Consider the following 14,698-nt stretch of genomic DNA (forward strand, 5'->3'; position numbering starts at 1 on the left):
CAGTAATACTGCGCTGGAGTTGTCGGGATTATTTACCCGGATTCACCGTACCCGCATTGGCCCACAAAATGCTGCGCATCATCTACTTCATGCTCTCTCGCGGCACATATTACCGGGACGCCGCCACCGATTATGAAGCCTTGAGCGTACAACGTAATGCCGCACGCTGGATTAAAAAGCTGATCAAGTTCGGATTCCTGCCCGATCCGGCATAACCGCTTTCAGATCCCGTCAAATGGTCCTCACAGGCCAGGGACTTCTGTGCCCGTAATCCCATCTCTTTCACATTAAGGCTCATCCTGCTGTCAGGAGAGAACTCGCCCTGCGGGCTCAAACAGCTCTCCTGACGGGCGCTGGATTTCGCCAAGAACAACAACGGCGCAGGACAAAAGTCGCTGCAAAGCACCTATGGCAACTGCCGTTTTTAGTTTCTGATCTGCTCTTCTACAAAAAAAAACCCGGATAAACCGGGCTTTTTTGACCGGGACGTCCCGGTCACAGACTCGACTCAGAACCGCTTGCGTGTATAAAAATACGCGATAACGGTAATGAAAAAATACACAATGGGTAAAAAGAAAATATAGTCTTCCAGATGCATGGTCTTACTCCTTTAATGTAAGCGTCCGGTTTTGCCCTGACTTTCCGCATCCTGTTTTTCATACATGACCGCACCGGCGACGGCGATCAGCACAATCATGGTCGTACCCACCAACCAGGCGAAATACCAGGGGCCATAGTCACCAGTGATGACTGCCAGAAACAGGGATAACGCCATGATGAGGGCCATCCCGACAAAAGTGAAAAGATTTTTCATGACTGGGTTGCTCCCTTAATAAGCATGGTCATCGGCGGGGTTGGGCGGGTTGACCTTGCCGCGCATGACCCGAAAACACCATGTGGTATAAGCCAAAATTGTGGGCACGAAAATGGCGGTGAAAATGGTCATCCAGATCAGGTTGTAACGACTGCCTGAAGCATTCCAGACAGTCAGACTCTGGTTGAGATTTTCAGACGAAGGCATCAGGAACGGGAACATGGAAGCTGCAACCGTGCCTAAAATGCCAATCCAGGCAATGGCTCCCAGCCACCAGCCGAGGATGGGTTTGTTGGCGCGTAACATCAACGCACCGAACAACATCCCGGCAATGGCCAGCAACGGGACAATCCACAAAATGGGTTGTGCTGCATAATTATCCAGCCAGGCGCCAGAAACCGCATGCACCACCTGACCGCTGACGGCGTTGGCGGGCATTCCCGGATCCCCGCTGATGAGGCTATACCCCGTCATACCGGAAATCATGAAGCCACCAATGATAAACAGCGCAATGGCAATGATCCCTGCGGTGCTGGCGTAATTCCGGGCGCGGGAAGCAACGGGGTCAGTACCGCGCAGCATCAGCATGGCCCCGCCCTGATATACCGACATGCTGACCGCCAATAAGCCGCTCAGAATGGCAAAGGGGTTCAACAGATACCAGATAAAGGACTCCGTCTGGTAATACTGACCATCCCAGCCGAAATGAAAGCCGACGCCTTCGAGAATATTACCAATAGCTGCCCCGTAGACAAACATGGGCAAAAAGCCGGAAATCAGAAAAACCCAGTCCCAGGAATCCCGCCACTTGCTGGCGGCCACTTTTGAGCGATATTCAAAAGCCACCGGACGCAAAATCATGCTGAACAGCAGCAGGATCATGACAATGTAAAAAACCGAGAAAGAAGTGGCGTACAGGGTCGGCCAAGCCGCAAAAATGGCCCCCCCGCCCAGAATAAACCAGACCTGATTACCGTCCCAATGGGGACCCACCACATTCAGGGCCTGGCGGCGTTCGCCATCATTTTTACCGACGAAGCGCAGCAGGGTACCGACACCCATGTCCATGCCCACCATGATGGCAAGGCCCATGAGCAGGACGCCGAGCAGCACCCACCACAACAGTTTAAGTCCAATATAGAGATCCATTGTGTTGACTCCTTATTTCTTGGCGAGGCTGGGCTTGGCAAAAGCGGGCTGACCGGCCATACCACCCCCAGCAGGAGCCTGGTCATGACCATGATGACTGGCTTGCGGGCCAAGACGCGCGTATTTGAACATCAGGTACATTTCTGCAGCGATGAACGAGCTGTAAAGCAGTACAAAACCGATCAGGGAGAAAATCATGTAGCCGACGCTGTGACTGGAAGCTGACACAAAGGTGGGCAACATATTGTAAACCGTCCAGGGTTGCCGACCATTTTCTGCCGTAATCCATCCAAATTCACAGGCAAACCAGGGTAATGGAATACTCCATAAGGCGACTTTCAGGAGCAGGGGATGCTTTTCCACCTCATTTTTGAGGCTGAAATAGGCGGCAAATGCAAAAATGGCGAGCATGATAAAGCCGAAAGCCACCATGATACGGAATGCCCAAAATTCTACCCAGACATTGGGAACCGTTTCGTGAGCCGTTTTGTCCACGACGCTGGCGAGATTGCTGGCATCCACCTTTTTCAGGTCCTGATCAGGGGCGTACTGCATGGCCAGAAAGCCATAGCCCATGTCTGTCTGATACTGTTTGAAGGTCGCCAAAGCCTGCACGTTACTGTGGTCATGATTATATTCTTTCAGGGCAACCATGGCCTTGATGCCATTAACTACTTTGGGCTTGGCTTCATCCACCAATTGATGAATACCGGGGATGACGGTGTCCTCCGAGTGGGTAAGCAGAGGCGTCAGCACATAGGGAACACCAATTTCAAAAAGGTTTTTACCTGCAGCCTTATCCGGGAAAGCAATCAGATTCCAGGGTGCAGATGCCGTGTTGTAGTCTGTATTCCAGATGGCTTCCATGGCCGCCACTTTCATGGGTTGAGCCTTGGCGTCAATGAAGCCCAGTGCATCGCCCAGAGTCACCACACCAATGGTGGAAATCACTCCGAAAACGGCAGCAATACGAAATGAACGCAGGGCAATATCCTTGCGCTTGTTGGTGAGCAGATAGAAGGCACTGATCCCCATGACAAACATGGATCCGGTCACAAAACCGGCGATGGAGGTATGGACAAATTTTGCCTGAGCGTCTTCATTAAAAATCAACTGGACAAAGCTGCTGAATTCCAGGCGCATGGTATTGGGATCAAAGGTTCCGCCTCTGGGGTCCTGCATGAAGCCATTGGCGATCAGAATCCACAATGCGGAAAGGTTGGAGCCCAGCGCTACCAGATAGGTAACGACCAGATGGGCCTTGGCACTGATCCGGTCCCAGCCAAAAAACATGATGCCCACAAAGGTGGATTCCATGAAAAACGCCATCAGGCCTTCAATAGCCAGAGGCGTACCAAAAATATCTCCGACGAAATGGGAGTACATGGACCAGTTGGTACCAAACTCAAATTCCATGGTCAGGCCCGTGGCCACACCCAATGCAAAATTGATGGCAAAAAGCTTGCCCCAGAACTGGGTCATTTCCTTGTAAATGGGTTTCCCCGTGATGACATAAACTGACTCCATGGTGGCCAGCAGAAATGTCAGGCCCAGAGTCAGGGGTACAAACAGAAAGTGATACAGGGCGGTCAGCGCAAACTGCAGACGCGACAGCTCGACCACTGTGGGATTGATTAACATATCCATGAACATCCTCCTACAAAGAAACCGGATTGCTTCGCTCCGGCGTGTAACGGTGCACCTCTTCATCAGGTGATCCGGGTTTTTTTACTGCGTTACTGTTTTTGCTGGTGCTATTGATGAACAGGCGGGAGTACTTTTGAAAAATTTCCCGATGTCCATTCTGGTTATGGAACCAGTTGTCTTTGCGGCGGACTTCTTCGATGCTGGTCAGGCGTCGTCCCTTGGTTTCGAGACCTGGGTAGATCAGGGTTTCCCCTGGAAATGTCATTAACCGTTGGGTAATGCTTTGATATAAAATTCGCGCATCATCGCTGCTGGGGCAAGGCAGGGTGCTGTTGACCAATAAGGTTTTTCCAGTAAACAGGCGATCTCCCCAAAAATAAGTCAGTGCGCAGGGACTTTGTCCGGGAGTATGTAAAACCTGCAGGCTTTCTTCTCCAAAATAAAGGTGATCGCCATGGCGCAAACGCAGATCAATCTGACTGTGGGTATTGCTTTCATGGGCCAGCACCCGCGCTCCGGTAGCCGTTTTCAGGTACTCTGCGATCCGCATCTGTTCGGCATCATGGTGGGTCTGCAATATGTATTTAAGAATTAGCCCACGCTCCTGAACAAAGAGTTCGAGATTTTCCATCAGCGCAGGTACGGGATCGATAATGACGGCTTCTCGGGTAACAGGATCACCCAGTAAATAACTGAGTTCGCCTTTCGGGGAATGACACAATTGTCTGAATATCATCTTCGTCACCGTTGTTTGCTGCCGGACAGCAGAGCATCAGCAAACTCTGTGCCATTTTCAGGATTTTGTATGTTGATATCTTTTTTATAAAAAACATCATCAATTCATTGTGTTATTCATTATTCTGTGATTACAGTTAATTTTATAGATACGTCAGTCCAATAAGCTTGCCCCGGTAAACTGTCAAAAATGGCATGGACGATCTGGCAGAGACTGCTACAATCGTCAGTGCTCAGGTAGCGTAGTGGGGGGATTCGTGACCGATTTACTGAAGCAATTACGACCGGAAATGACTTCACTACTGGACTGCTTTAGTACGCCAGCAGTGCTTTTGTGCGGGGACTACACAGTCTTGGCCGCCAATCAGGCCTACCGGCGAGCTTTCGGAGATGGCAAACCGCTCCAGGGTCGGCGTTGCGCGGAAATCCTCGCTGAAGCCGGTTTTTCCTGCCAGCAAAGTGGCAACCACTGTCCTCTGGATACCTGCCAGCAATCAGGGCTGGATCAACATGTAATTCATACCCATGCCTCGGGAAATACCCAGATTGATTTGTACCCCATTCGTAATGAGCGCGCCGAAGTTGTTTATTTTCTCGAACTGCTGAATGTGACCTCCGCAGACGCAACGCATGCGACACCGGCTATGGTCGGCCAATCGGAGGCCTGGCGAGAGGTGGTGCGCCTGATTCGACGGGTAGCTCCCGGCGATGCGGCAGTCCTCTTGCTGGGCGAATCCGGAACTGGCAAGGAACTGGCTGCAGCGGCGGTACACCAGGCTAGTCATCTCAGTCACGGACCCTTCATCACTGTCGATTGCTCCGGTTTGCCGGAAACGCTTTTTGAAAGTGAATTGTTTGGTCATGAAAAAGGCGCATTTACGGGTGCCTATTCCCGAAAAACCGGTTTGGTGGAAGCGGCCAATGGGGGGACTTTGTTTCTGGATGAAGTGGGCGACATTCCCCTTAACCTGCAGGTGAAATTGTTGCGGCTTCTGGAAACCGGCACGTTTCGCAGGGTAGGGGGGGGTGAACCGATTCGTTCCCGGTTTCGACTGATTTCAGCAACGCACCGTCATCTGGAAAAAATGGTCGCAGAGGAGCGTTTCCGTCAGGATCTTTATTATCGCATCAACACGTTCCCCATTGCTTTACCGGCGTTGCGGGATCGTCTGGATGATATTCCCTTGCTGGCTGCAGCCATTTTGCAGCGCATCCCGGCAGCCAAGGGGCTGCAACTGCACGCTGATACCCTACAGTTGCTGGGTCAATACACTTTTCCGGGCAACATCCGCGAGTTGCGCAACATTCTTGAACGCGCGGCGCTGATGGCCGATGAACATTGGATACTCCCCCAGCATCTGCCCCTGGCCCTGCAAGAGCAAGGCACGCCGCCCAAACAGGATAATCATGCCAAAATTTCCGGCGTGGATGCCATTGTTCCCTTGGCTGATCTGGAGGCCCAGTATTTACGATGGGCGCGGAGTGCTTTTGGCGGGGATCGACGCAGTCTGGCCGCCCGGCTGGGTGTCAGTGAGCGCACCCTTTATCGTAAGCTGGATGCCTTGAAGGAAGCACATGGTCTTGAATGAAAATATCTGGCCCGAAGGCTTGTGGATCCGAGCCGCAGCGCAGCAAGAGGCCCCCTGCATTATGTTGATGCATGGCCTGGGCGCATCCAAAGAAGACCTTGCCCCTCTCGCAGACTTTGTGGATCCGGAAAAACAGTTTCGCTGGGTTCTCCCTGACGCACCAGTACGTCCGGTCACCCTCAATGGCGGGCGGCCAATGCGGGCCTGGTATGATATTTATGGGCTGGGTCGGGATTCTGGCGAAGATGCAGCAGGTATGGAGCAAATGGCGACTCGCCTCACTTCACTGATGGATCATGAGCAGCAGAAAGCGGGTAACCAACCCTTGATACTGGGCGGGTTTTCCCAGGGCGGGGCGATGGCGCTTTATTTGGCGTTTCATTACGCTTGCCAGGCGGCAGCTGTGCTGGCTTTCAGCGCCTATTTACCGCTTCGCCAGACGCTTCCTCAGGCCGCTCAGGCGACTCCGATTTTCTGGGGGCATGGTCGTTCCGATGTCGTTCTGCCTCTGGAATATATGGAAATTGCCCGCGACATAATGGAATCCCTGGGGTACGCTCTCAGTACCCATATATATTCCATGGATCATAGCATTTGTGCGGAAGAGCTCGTGGACGCACGGAAGTTTTTGGACAGCATGGTCATGCAAGGAAATTTGAAAAAATCATGAATACCCTCTGGATTGAGCAGTTTGTACATATACTCGCGGTGATTGTCTGGATTGGCGGCCTGTTTTTTGTGACGATGGTGCTGGCCCCGACCCTGAAAAAAGAAATCACGCAGAACAGTACGCGTATTGCCTTGATGCATGTGTTGCTGCGTCGTTTCTTTTTCTGGATGTTACTCGCGGCTTTCCTGTTATTGCTGACTGGTTACAGCATGGTGTTCGTGTTCTACGGAGGATTTGCCGCTCTTGCCATCCCCGAATGGATCATGGTGGTTTTGGGTACGATCATGGTGATGATTGTTCTGCATACTTATTTTGCGCCACTCAAACGCTTGCGCCGGGCAGTGCGCGATCAGGACTGGCAGGCGGGTTCCAGGGCCTTGGGTCAAGTCCGAATGCTGGCCAGCACCAATCTTGTGCTGTCCTTCATGGTCATTCTGGTGGGTATATGGGGCGTGTTTGGCACGCCCTGATGATAATTGGTGATTTATGAAGCCTAATCAGATGACTCCGCAGATCCAAAAATCTGTTCTTCCAGTCCCCAGCGGGCTGCCAGTGTTTCGGTGGCGTTGACCAGTTCTTCGGCGCGGGATGGATGGTTGACACGTATTTCGGCAATACGGCGCAGCGCTTCTTGGCGATCGCCACTGTTGGCGAGCAGATGAATCAGTTCTCCAGCATCCCGGCCAATAATTTCGCCGCCCAATAACTCACCACTATCCATATCAGCGAGCAGTCGCACGAAACCTGCTGTGTCATCCTGACCCAATGCCCTTGGCGAGGTTTCAAACGCCGCGAAGCCTACGGCTGGTTCATAACCTTGGTCTTCTGCTGTGTCATCATCCAGGCCAATGCGCGCCAGCTCTACCGCTGAATAAACCAGTTCCGGTACCCAGGCTGGATTCCGCTCCAGTTTTTCTTCACTGAGCAGGTTGTGAATGATGATTTGGGCGTCGCTCAGAGCCTGATTGGCATTCATGATCGGGCCCACTACATCCCCAAGGGCAAAAATACCCGGTTCTGCGGTTTCCAGGTGTTCATCTGCTTGTACAAAGCCTTTTTCATCAAGTTCCACAGCCGTATTTTCCAGACCCAGGCCCTGGGTGAAAGCCTTACGCCCGGTTGCCAATAGTACCCAGTCGCCCTGTACGGATTGCCCGTCTTCTGCAAAAACCGTCACGCCCTGATCATCCTCGGCAATGCGTGCTACGCGAAAATGCTCTACGGCCTTAATATCCAAGGCGTTGAGGGCGGCTTTCAGGGTATCCTTGGCTTGTGGTGAAAATTGGGTATGGGCCAGTGAGGCGGAGTTCACCAGCCATTGCACGTCTTTATCCAGCTGATCAAAAATATATGCAAACTCTGTGCCGATTACGCCGCCGCCAATCAGTATAACGCGCTTGCCCGCCGGAGCTCCGTCGTCATAAAGCATGTCGCTGGTGAGCACTTTTCCAGGAATGGTCTGGATGCCCTCGGGAAGGGCAGGGGTGGATCCCGTTGCAATAATTGTGTACCGGGTTTGTATCTGGCTGCTGCCAGTTGGACTATCAACGCTAATATGCCGGGCATCTACAAAGCTGCCGGTTCCTGCCAACAGTTGCACCCCCAGACGTTTGAGGTAATCCACATAACTGTTGCGAACGGACTCGACTACCTGGTGCTGGTGTTCCCAGGCTTGAGCCATGTCTCCTTTCAGGTCAGTGCCGATGACACCGCGTTTGGCAAAATGTCGGCTTTGTTCAATCCATTTGGCGGTTTCGTGCCAATCCTTTTTGGGAACGCAACCACGATTGAGGCAGGTTCCGCCCCAGGTAGCACTTTCAATAATCGCCACTTTTTGGCCACGTAAAGCCGCCAGAACTGCCGCACGATAGCCGCCTGGCCCGCTGCCAATAATGGTGATGTCTACTTGATAATCACTCATAAGTCCATCCTTATCATTCAGTTGAAAAATTTTTTAAAAGTGGTTTATGAAGCATTTAACGGTGATAAAATTTCCTGTTGTTTTTCGGCGACGAGATGATTTTTGTTATGGTTCCGATTTGGCGTCACGCAAAGTTGCATCAGCTTAACAGAAAATTGCGACAAATTAATACTTTCAATAGGTTATGTTTTATCTGCAAAATTATTGATGAACGGCAGTATTTTTCATAGCATTTTTTATGGCTGGCTTCGTCATGTTGCGTCGGGCAGAGGCGACAAAAAGAACATGTTATTCAAAAAAAATAAAATATAAACATATAGTTAATATTTTGGTACGAGAATTGCTTAAGCATCTTCATGAACCATTTATCTCGTAATCATTCCTCCTTGAAGCTTGCTTCTGCCATTCTGCTCAGCCTGACAGGTTGGGCCTTCAGCATTGCGGCATCGGCGGATGATTTTAACATGCAGACCGTAGAGTCCAAGGCCCAGGCACTGGTAAATGCGCATTATAATCCCAAGCCTTTGCCGATTCCTTCCTACCTCAAAAATCTAAGCCCTGAACAGTACAGCCAGATTCAGGACACGAGACCTTTGTGGCAGAACGAGAATACGCCTTTTCAGGCACAATTTTATCTGCCCGGTTCCTGGTTTCATCAGCCGGAAGTCATTCGTGAAGTGATCAATGGCAAGGTGCGTCCCATCCCCTTTAATCTCGGGGACTTCAGTTTTGGTAATTTAAAGGTCCCCGCTGATCTGCCGAGTGACCTGGGTTATGCCGGATTCCGCTTGTTAGCGCCTCTGAACACACCGCCGAACTATAATGAATTTATTTCCTTTCTGGGCGCAACGTACTTTCGTGCGGTGGGTAAACATGCCGTTTATGGTACTTCAGCACGCGGTCTGGGTATTGATACGGCCCAACCGTCTGGAGAAATATTCGCTTATTTCAAAGAGATATGGCTGGAAAAGCCGCAGGCCGGTGCGCAGGATATGGTGGTTTATGCGCTTATGGACAGTCCAGTAGCCACGGGGGCCTATCGCTTCACCATCCAGACCGGTGACAGTACGACGGTACAGGTGCAGGCCACCATCTATTTGCGTAAACCCGTACAGGTGCTTGAACTCGCGCCTTTGACCAGCATGTACTGGCACGGTCATGGTCGTGGGATTACCGCCGGCGACTGGCATCCCGCCCAGCATGATTCCAGTGATCTGGTCATGGCCAATGGTAATGGTGAATGGTTGACCCGCCCCATTGATAATCCCCTGCAGATTCAGACTACGACTTACAGCATGGATCACCCGGTAGGCTTCGGTCTGATTCAGGAAGATCGTGATTTTTCTGCTTATCAGGGTATTGAAACCCAATACCAGCGCCGTCCCAGTGTTTGGGTGCAACCGGTAGGAGACTGGGGGAAGGGTCAGGTGCGCCTCGTTGAGCTGCCCACCAATAACCGGGACATGGACAATATCGATGTTTTCTGGGTTCCGGATCAGGAACCGGCTCCGAAAACGCCCCTGCATTTTGCCTACAACTTGCGTTTCTTTCTGGATAATCATGGCCTGATTCCTTTGGCACATCCCGTCGGAACCTATCTTGGCGATGACCCGAAAACTGCCGGAGCGCGTACTGTCGTTATTGATTTTGGCGGTGGTGCTCTGACGAAATTACCTGGGAATATGCCTGTTAAAGCCCATCTCACGGCTGAAAATGAGGCTCAGATTTTGAGCCAAAAGCTGGAATGGGATGCTAAGGATCATTTTTGGCGGGTGATTGCGGTCATACAGCCGCAAACGGCCTCACCCAGTAATGTGCGTTGTTATTTAACCCTCGATAAGCAGGTTATGACCAATACCTGGACTTATCTTCTTCATGCGGCAAAGGAGTAGGTGTAATGTTTAAAGATGAATCAAGCTACAGCGTCAATCCTGCGGGTGAGTGGCTGGCAGGTTGTACAGCAGAGGCCCTGGTCGTCGCAAATAGCGCACCCGTTCTTGTTCGTATGGAGCGGTATTTGGCGCGCCTGGCGTTAACTGATGCCCAGCGTTTGTGGATACGTGGTCAGGTCATCAGCCAATTGCAGGGCGTGGAAACCCATCAGGATGCGCTTTATGCCCGGGCTTTTGCCAGCCTGCATCAGGCACTGGCAACTTTGGGTAATGGGGATGAACTGGATGCCCGTCTCGATCTTTCCCTGCGCATGACTGCAAATGCGGCCCAGGATGCCCGGTCATGCCGTTGGCTACAGCAGCAGGTAGCGCCTGCCATTCAGCGCAGCAACATGGCCTCTCTTCCCATGAATCGTTCCTGGCTGGCTGCCGCATCGCGCCTGTGGCAGACATTGTTTAGCCGCAGCAAGGTATTGACGAGTCGCCGTATTCTGACCGGAGAAGTCTGAATTGGCACGGGCTATGGCCCGGCAGTGGGAAACCATCAGCCGGTACCGACGTTACTGGTTAAGTGCCTTTATTATTTTGCCGGCCTGTAGTGCGGGCCTGATGTTGGATCAGGTTCTTGCTGATCGCTTATCGCTCTGGCTGGAAATACCTACCCTCATCATATTTTCCATGTTGTTTGCCTGGATTTCTGCAGGCTTCTGGACGGCGCTGGTTGGCTTTATACTGCTGATGAGCGGGCGCACTGATACCTCCCCCGGTAGTCCCGAACTCCGCCTGGCTGAGCCCCTCCCGCAGAATAAAGTGGCGATCCTCATGCCCATTTATAATGAAGAAGTGGAGCGGGTGGCTGCCGGGCTACAGGCCACTTTCAAATCCTTGCAGCGGGCTGGTGCCTTGGGCCATTTTGAATTTTTTCTGCTCAGTGATACCCGCAATCCTGATATTTGGTTACGGGAAGAACTGGTCTGGTCGGCGCTTTGTGAGTCTCTGGATGCTTTTGGCAAAATTCATTATCGACGGCGTCCGGTAAACAATAAGGCCAAAAGTGGCAATGTCGCTGATTTTTGCAGACGCTGGGGTCGTGCTTACGAATATATGGTCGTGCTGGACGCTGATAGCGTCATGAACGGTGAAACCCTCTATCGCATGTTGGAAATGATGGAAGGAAATCCGCAGGTGGGTATCATTCAGACCCAACCTGTGGCCGTCAATCGGGAAACCTTGTATGCCCGTCTGCAACAATTTGCGCAGCATCTGTATGGCCCGATTTTCAGCGCCGGATTGCGTTTCTGGCAGTTGGGTGACGGACATTACATTGGTCATAATGCCATTTTACGAACTGCACCGTTCACCGAATATTGCGCCTTGCCCGTATTACCCGGTCGGCCCCCTCTGGGTGGACCCTTACTCAGTCACGATTTTGTCGAAGCGGCACTGATGGCCAGAAATGGCTGGGAAGTGTGGTTTGTACCCACTCTGACAGGTAGTTATGAAGAAGTTCCCCCCACCCTGATAGATGATTTGAAACGGGATAGGCGCTGGGCGCAGGGCAATCTGCAACATCTGCTTTTATTGGCCGGGGAAGGCTTGCGTTCTGCCCACCGCTTCCTGTTCATCAACGGGGCTATGTCTTTTCTGGCGGCACCGCTCTGGGGACTGTTTTTGATTCTTGGCGCGTTGGGTTCACTGCATTGGGCTGGTGGAGGGAATGATGATACGGTCACCCCTTTTTATTGGGGAAGTAACATTGATCCTTTGCCGTTCTGGTTGTTTGGAGTGACGGCAGTTTTACTGCTTTCGCCCAAGTGGATGGCGGTTCTTTGGGTAGCCCGTCAGCCTGGTCGCCGCCAGCAATTTGGAGGATTATTTCATCTCATTCTGAGCATGCTGGTTGAGAGTTTGTTTTCGGTTTTGATGGCCCCTATCCGGATGGCATTTCATAGTCAGTTTGTCATTCAAACCCTCATGGGGAAGGGCGTACGTTGGGGGGCTCAGGTGCGTGGTGACCAGGAAACCAGATGGTCAGTAGCCCTGCGTTTTTTTGGCTGGTGCTCGGCGCTGGGGTTGGTGCTGGCAGTAGCCCTGTACCCCTTTTTGGGATTCTGGCATTTTGTCTGGTTGGTTCCAATTTTGGGTGGCCTGGTCGCCGCCGTGCCTTTGGGCGCATGGACCAGTCGCCCTGGACTGGGACGCTGGGCACGCCAGCAGCACCTGTTTGTGATTCCCGAGGAGGTCATCGTCCCGGAAGAATTGCAGTCACTGGATAGTGACAGTGTCGCCTATCTCCCACACATTGAGGGTGATGCTTTTGTGCAGGTTGTGGTAGATCCCCGCTTTAATGCCATTCACAGCGCCTTGCAGCGCAATCGCACCGGATTATGGCCTCGTGCCGCCAGTCTTTGCCACAAGGCTCTGGAACAAGGCCCGCAGCAACTCAGCAATCGCGAGCGCAATATTCTCTTGAGTGATCGTAACTCCATGCTGTCTCTACATCGTGCCGTCTGGTCCATGAATGACCGGGAACGCTTGACGGCTTGGGGTGTGGAGAGTGACGATCAGGATCTGATCAATCAGGCAGGACAATAACCCCATGGCAAAAAATGGTGAAACCCTTGATCTCATGGCTCTGGCTGGCATCCGCAATGATCTGGATGATCTCCGCGCCCGTGCCCAGGCCGGAGATCCTGTGGCCCAGTTCAATATGGGCGTGAAATACGCCGAAGGGTCTGAGGTTCCTCAGGATTACCAGGAGGCTGCGCGCTGGTACAGTGCGGCGGCAGACCAGAATGATGCACCGGCGCAATTCAATCTGGGCTTGCTGTTTTATCAAGGCCAGGGGCTGCGCAAGGATTTATCCTGCGCTTACGAGTTGTTCAGTCTCGCCGCAGCGCAGGGAGATACGCGTGCCCAGGCTGGGATGACGGCGATTCTTGGCGAAGTCTCCAGTGAGCTCGCTGAGGAGCTCATTGAAAAATTTGGGCAAGGCGACCAGGGAGCCGCAACCCACTAAGCTGAAAACGGCAAATATACCAGGAGCTTCAGTGGCTTAAGCTGGCAGCCTGATCGCCCCTGACAAAGTCCCTCGCCCGTCAGAAAGCATCCAAGCCCGTCGGGGATGGGTTATTTGCTGCAGTTTTAGCGGCGGTTACGGATTGCTGATAAGCGTTCGGTATGCTGACCTTTGCCGCCCAGATAAGTCGGTACGATACTTTCAATGGCTGTTGGCTGAATATTAAATACTTCCTGCAAATCCTTTTTGCTGGAAATATTATCTATGGACAATGACTTCAAATTATCGCGGGTGAGCACTTTGCCGGGCAGTTTTTCCATGATTCCTGCCTGCAGGTTACCCAACAGGGGACAGAGGGCAATCACCTTGCGATGCGTACCAATCAGACTTTGGGTATAGGCGATCAGCTCGCCCAGGGCATATACCTTGGGGCCGCAAAGATCATAGGCTTTGCCATAGGTTTTTTCATTATCTATAGATTGTACGAAAGCACTGACCACATCTTCAATCCACACGGGCTGCATTTTCGCCTGAGTGCCGGCCATGGGCAAAAAGAAAGGGATTTTGCGCAGCAGTTGGGCAAAGCGATTGAAAAAACTGTCCCCCTCGCCAAATATGATGGAAGGACGAAATGAAGTCACTTTAAGACCGCGCCCCCAGAGTAATTTCGGACCATTCAGATAATTGAAATGGCCGTTTTTGGCGCTGTTTTCTCCAGACTGACGGATAATTTCTTCACCGATGCCTTTGGAACGCAGGTAGGCACTGGGGGCAATGGGGTTGGCACCGAGGGCGCTCATATGCAGGAGTCGTGGAATACCCAGATGTCCACAAAGATTAGCGACCAGGCGGGGGAGCTCAATATGGTTTTTTTCAAAATCACCGTGACGCTCGGGCGGATAGTCGCTGCGACCCGGGCGGTTTTCGTTAAGGATGCCCACCAGGTTGATGACTACATCCCGTCCTTCCAGTTGTTGCTCCAGCGCAATTGGGTCATGCACATTACATTCAACAACCTCTACCTGTGGCAGAACCAGCAGGTTTTCGCGGTTACGCTCCCGATTGCGGGTCAGAATGCGAATCTGGTGCCCATCCTGACTGAGACGCTCCGCCAGATGTCGGCCGACAAAACCCGTGCCACCAAGAATACAGATTTTATGTGTTGCCATGAGCTTATACTCCTCCGCAAATTATCAGCCAGAGCATAGCACAGCTAGCCTGCCCCGATGCTGAAGAAAGTTTGAATCAGGGCATGAAGGTAG

At 52.1% G+C, this 14,698-nt stretch carries 13 protein-coding genes and 1 pseudogene; 8 read left to right on the plus strand and 6 right to left on the minus strand.

Going from position 1 to position 14,698, the window contains the following annotated elements:
* Positions 1–215: pseudogene (locus H7F11_RS10595) on the plus strand (hypothetical protein); the annotation flags it as partial.
* A 395-nt stretch (positions 216–610) separates the two neighbouring features.
* On the opposite strand, the gene H7F11_RS10600 reads toward H7F11_RS10595, so the two are convergent.
* From H7F11_RS10600 to H7F11_RS10615, 4 genes are read right to left on the minus strand one after another with little or no spacing between them, the layout of a single operon-like run.
* Entirely contained in the window at positions 611–814 is a 204-nt protein-coding gene (locus H7F11_RS10600) for a cytochrome bd oxidase small subunit, CydX/CbdX family (RefSeq protein ID WP_075322673.1), read from the minus strand.
* Between the two features lie 15 nt (positions 815–829).
* Entirely contained in the window at positions 830–1,963 is a 1,134-nt protein-coding gene (cydB, locus tag H7F11_RS10605) for a cytochrome d ubiquinol oxidase subunit II (RefSeq protein ID WP_193649412.1), read from the minus strand.
* Between the two features lie 12 nt (positions 1,964–1,975).
* The gene (locus H7F11_RS10610) at positions 1,976–3,610 is read right to left on the minus strand and encodes a cytochrome ubiquinol oxidase subunit I (protein ID WP_193649411.1); all 1,635 of its coding nucleotides are present in this window, start codon (positions 3,608–3,610) and stop codon (positions 1,976–1,978) included.
* Between the two features lie 10 nt (positions 3,611–3,620).
* Entirely contained in the window at positions 3,621–4,346 is a 726-nt protein-coding gene (locus H7F11_RS10615) for an MBL fold metallo-hydrolase (protein ID WP_193649410.1), read from the minus strand.
* A 256-nt stretch (positions 4,347–4,602) separates the two neighbouring features.
* On the opposite strand from H7F11_RS10615, the gene H7F11_RS10620 reads away from it, so the two are divergent.
* From H7F11_RS10620 to H7F11_RS10630, 3 genes are read left to right on the plus strand one after another with little or no spacing between them, the layout of a single operon-like run.
* Complete coding sequence (locus H7F11_RS10620) at positions 4,603–5,934, plus strand: sigma-54 interaction domain-containing protein (RefSeq protein ID WP_193649409.1); 1,332 nt, start codon at positions 4,603–4,605, stop codon at positions 5,932–5,934.
* Positions 5,921–6,604 (plus strand): alpha/beta hydrolase, encoded by a 684-nt coding sequence (locus H7F11_RS10625; RefSeq protein ID WP_193649408.1) that lies wholly within the window; start codon positions 5,921–5,923, stop codon positions 6,602–6,604. The genes H7F11_RS10620 and H7F11_RS10625 overlap by 14 nt, the downstream gene beginning before the upstream one ends.
* Positions 6,601–7,074 (plus strand): CopD family protein, encoded by a 474-nt coding sequence (locus tag H7F11_RS10630; protein WP_193649407.1) that lies wholly within the window; start codon positions 6,601–6,603, stop codon positions 7,072–7,074. The genes H7F11_RS10625 and H7F11_RS10630 overlap by 4 nt, the downstream gene beginning before the upstream one ends.
* 23 nt (positions 7,075–7,097) lie before the next feature.
* Here the strand turns inward: H7F11_RS10630 and H7F11_RS10635 are convergent, their stop codons facing one another.
* Complete coding sequence (locus H7F11_RS10635) at positions 7,098–8,525, minus strand: dihydrolipoyl dehydrogenase family protein (protein ID WP_193649406.1); 1,428 nt, start codon at positions 8,523–8,525, stop codon at positions 7,098–7,100.
* Between the two features lie 356 nt (positions 8,526–8,881).
* Between H7F11_RS10635 and H7F11_RS10640 the strand changes: the two genes are divergently transcribed.
* Genes H7F11_RS10640 through H7F11_RS10655 form a run of 4 tightly spaced genes read left to right on the plus strand, consistent with a single transcriptional unit; the run spans position 8,882 to position 13,436 of the window.
* Positions 8,882–10,417 carry a glucan biosynthesis protein gene (locus tag H7F11_RS10640; RefSeq protein WP_193649405.1) on the plus strand — a complete coding sequence of 512 codons (1,536 nt, stop codon included), beginning with the start codon at positions 8,882–8,884 and terminating at the stop codon, positions 10,415–10,417.
* A 5-nt stretch (positions 10,418–10,422) separates the two neighbouring features.
* The gene (locus H7F11_RS10645; RefSeq protein ID WP_193649404.1) at positions 10,423–10,926 is read left to right on the plus strand and encodes a hypothetical protein; all 504 of its coding nucleotides are present in this window, start codon (positions 10,423–10,425) and stop codon (positions 10,924–10,926) included.
* Between the two features lies 1 nt (position 10,927).
* Positions 10,928–13,012 carry a glucans biosynthesis glucosyltransferase MdoH gene (gene mdoH / locus H7F11_RS10650; RefSeq protein ID WP_227485428.1) on the plus strand — a complete coding sequence of 695 codons (2,085 nt, stop codon included), beginning with the start codon at positions 10,928–10,930 and terminating at the stop codon, positions 13,010–13,012.
* A gap of 4 nt (positions 13,013–13,016) precedes the next feature.
* Positions 13,017–13,436, plus strand: coding sequence for a tetratricopeptide repeat protein (locus tag H7F11_RS10655; RefSeq protein WP_193649403.1), 420 nt, complete (start codon positions 13,017–13,019; stop codon positions 13,434–13,436).
* A 125-nt stretch (positions 13,437–13,561) separates the two neighbouring features.
* On the opposite strand, the gene H7F11_RS10660 is transcribed toward H7F11_RS10655, so the two are convergent.
* Entirely contained in the window at positions 13,562–14,605 is a 1,044-nt protein-coding gene (locus H7F11_RS10660) for a complex I NDUFA9 subunit family protein (protein ID WP_193649402.1), read from the minus strand.
* Positions 14,606–14,698 lie beyond the last annotated feature (93 nt).

Source organism: Acidithiobacillus sp. HP-2, from assembly GCF_015100155.1.
Lineage (GTDB): Bacteria > Pseudomonadota > Gammaproteobacteria > Acidithiobacillales > Acidithiobacillaceae > Acidithiobacillus.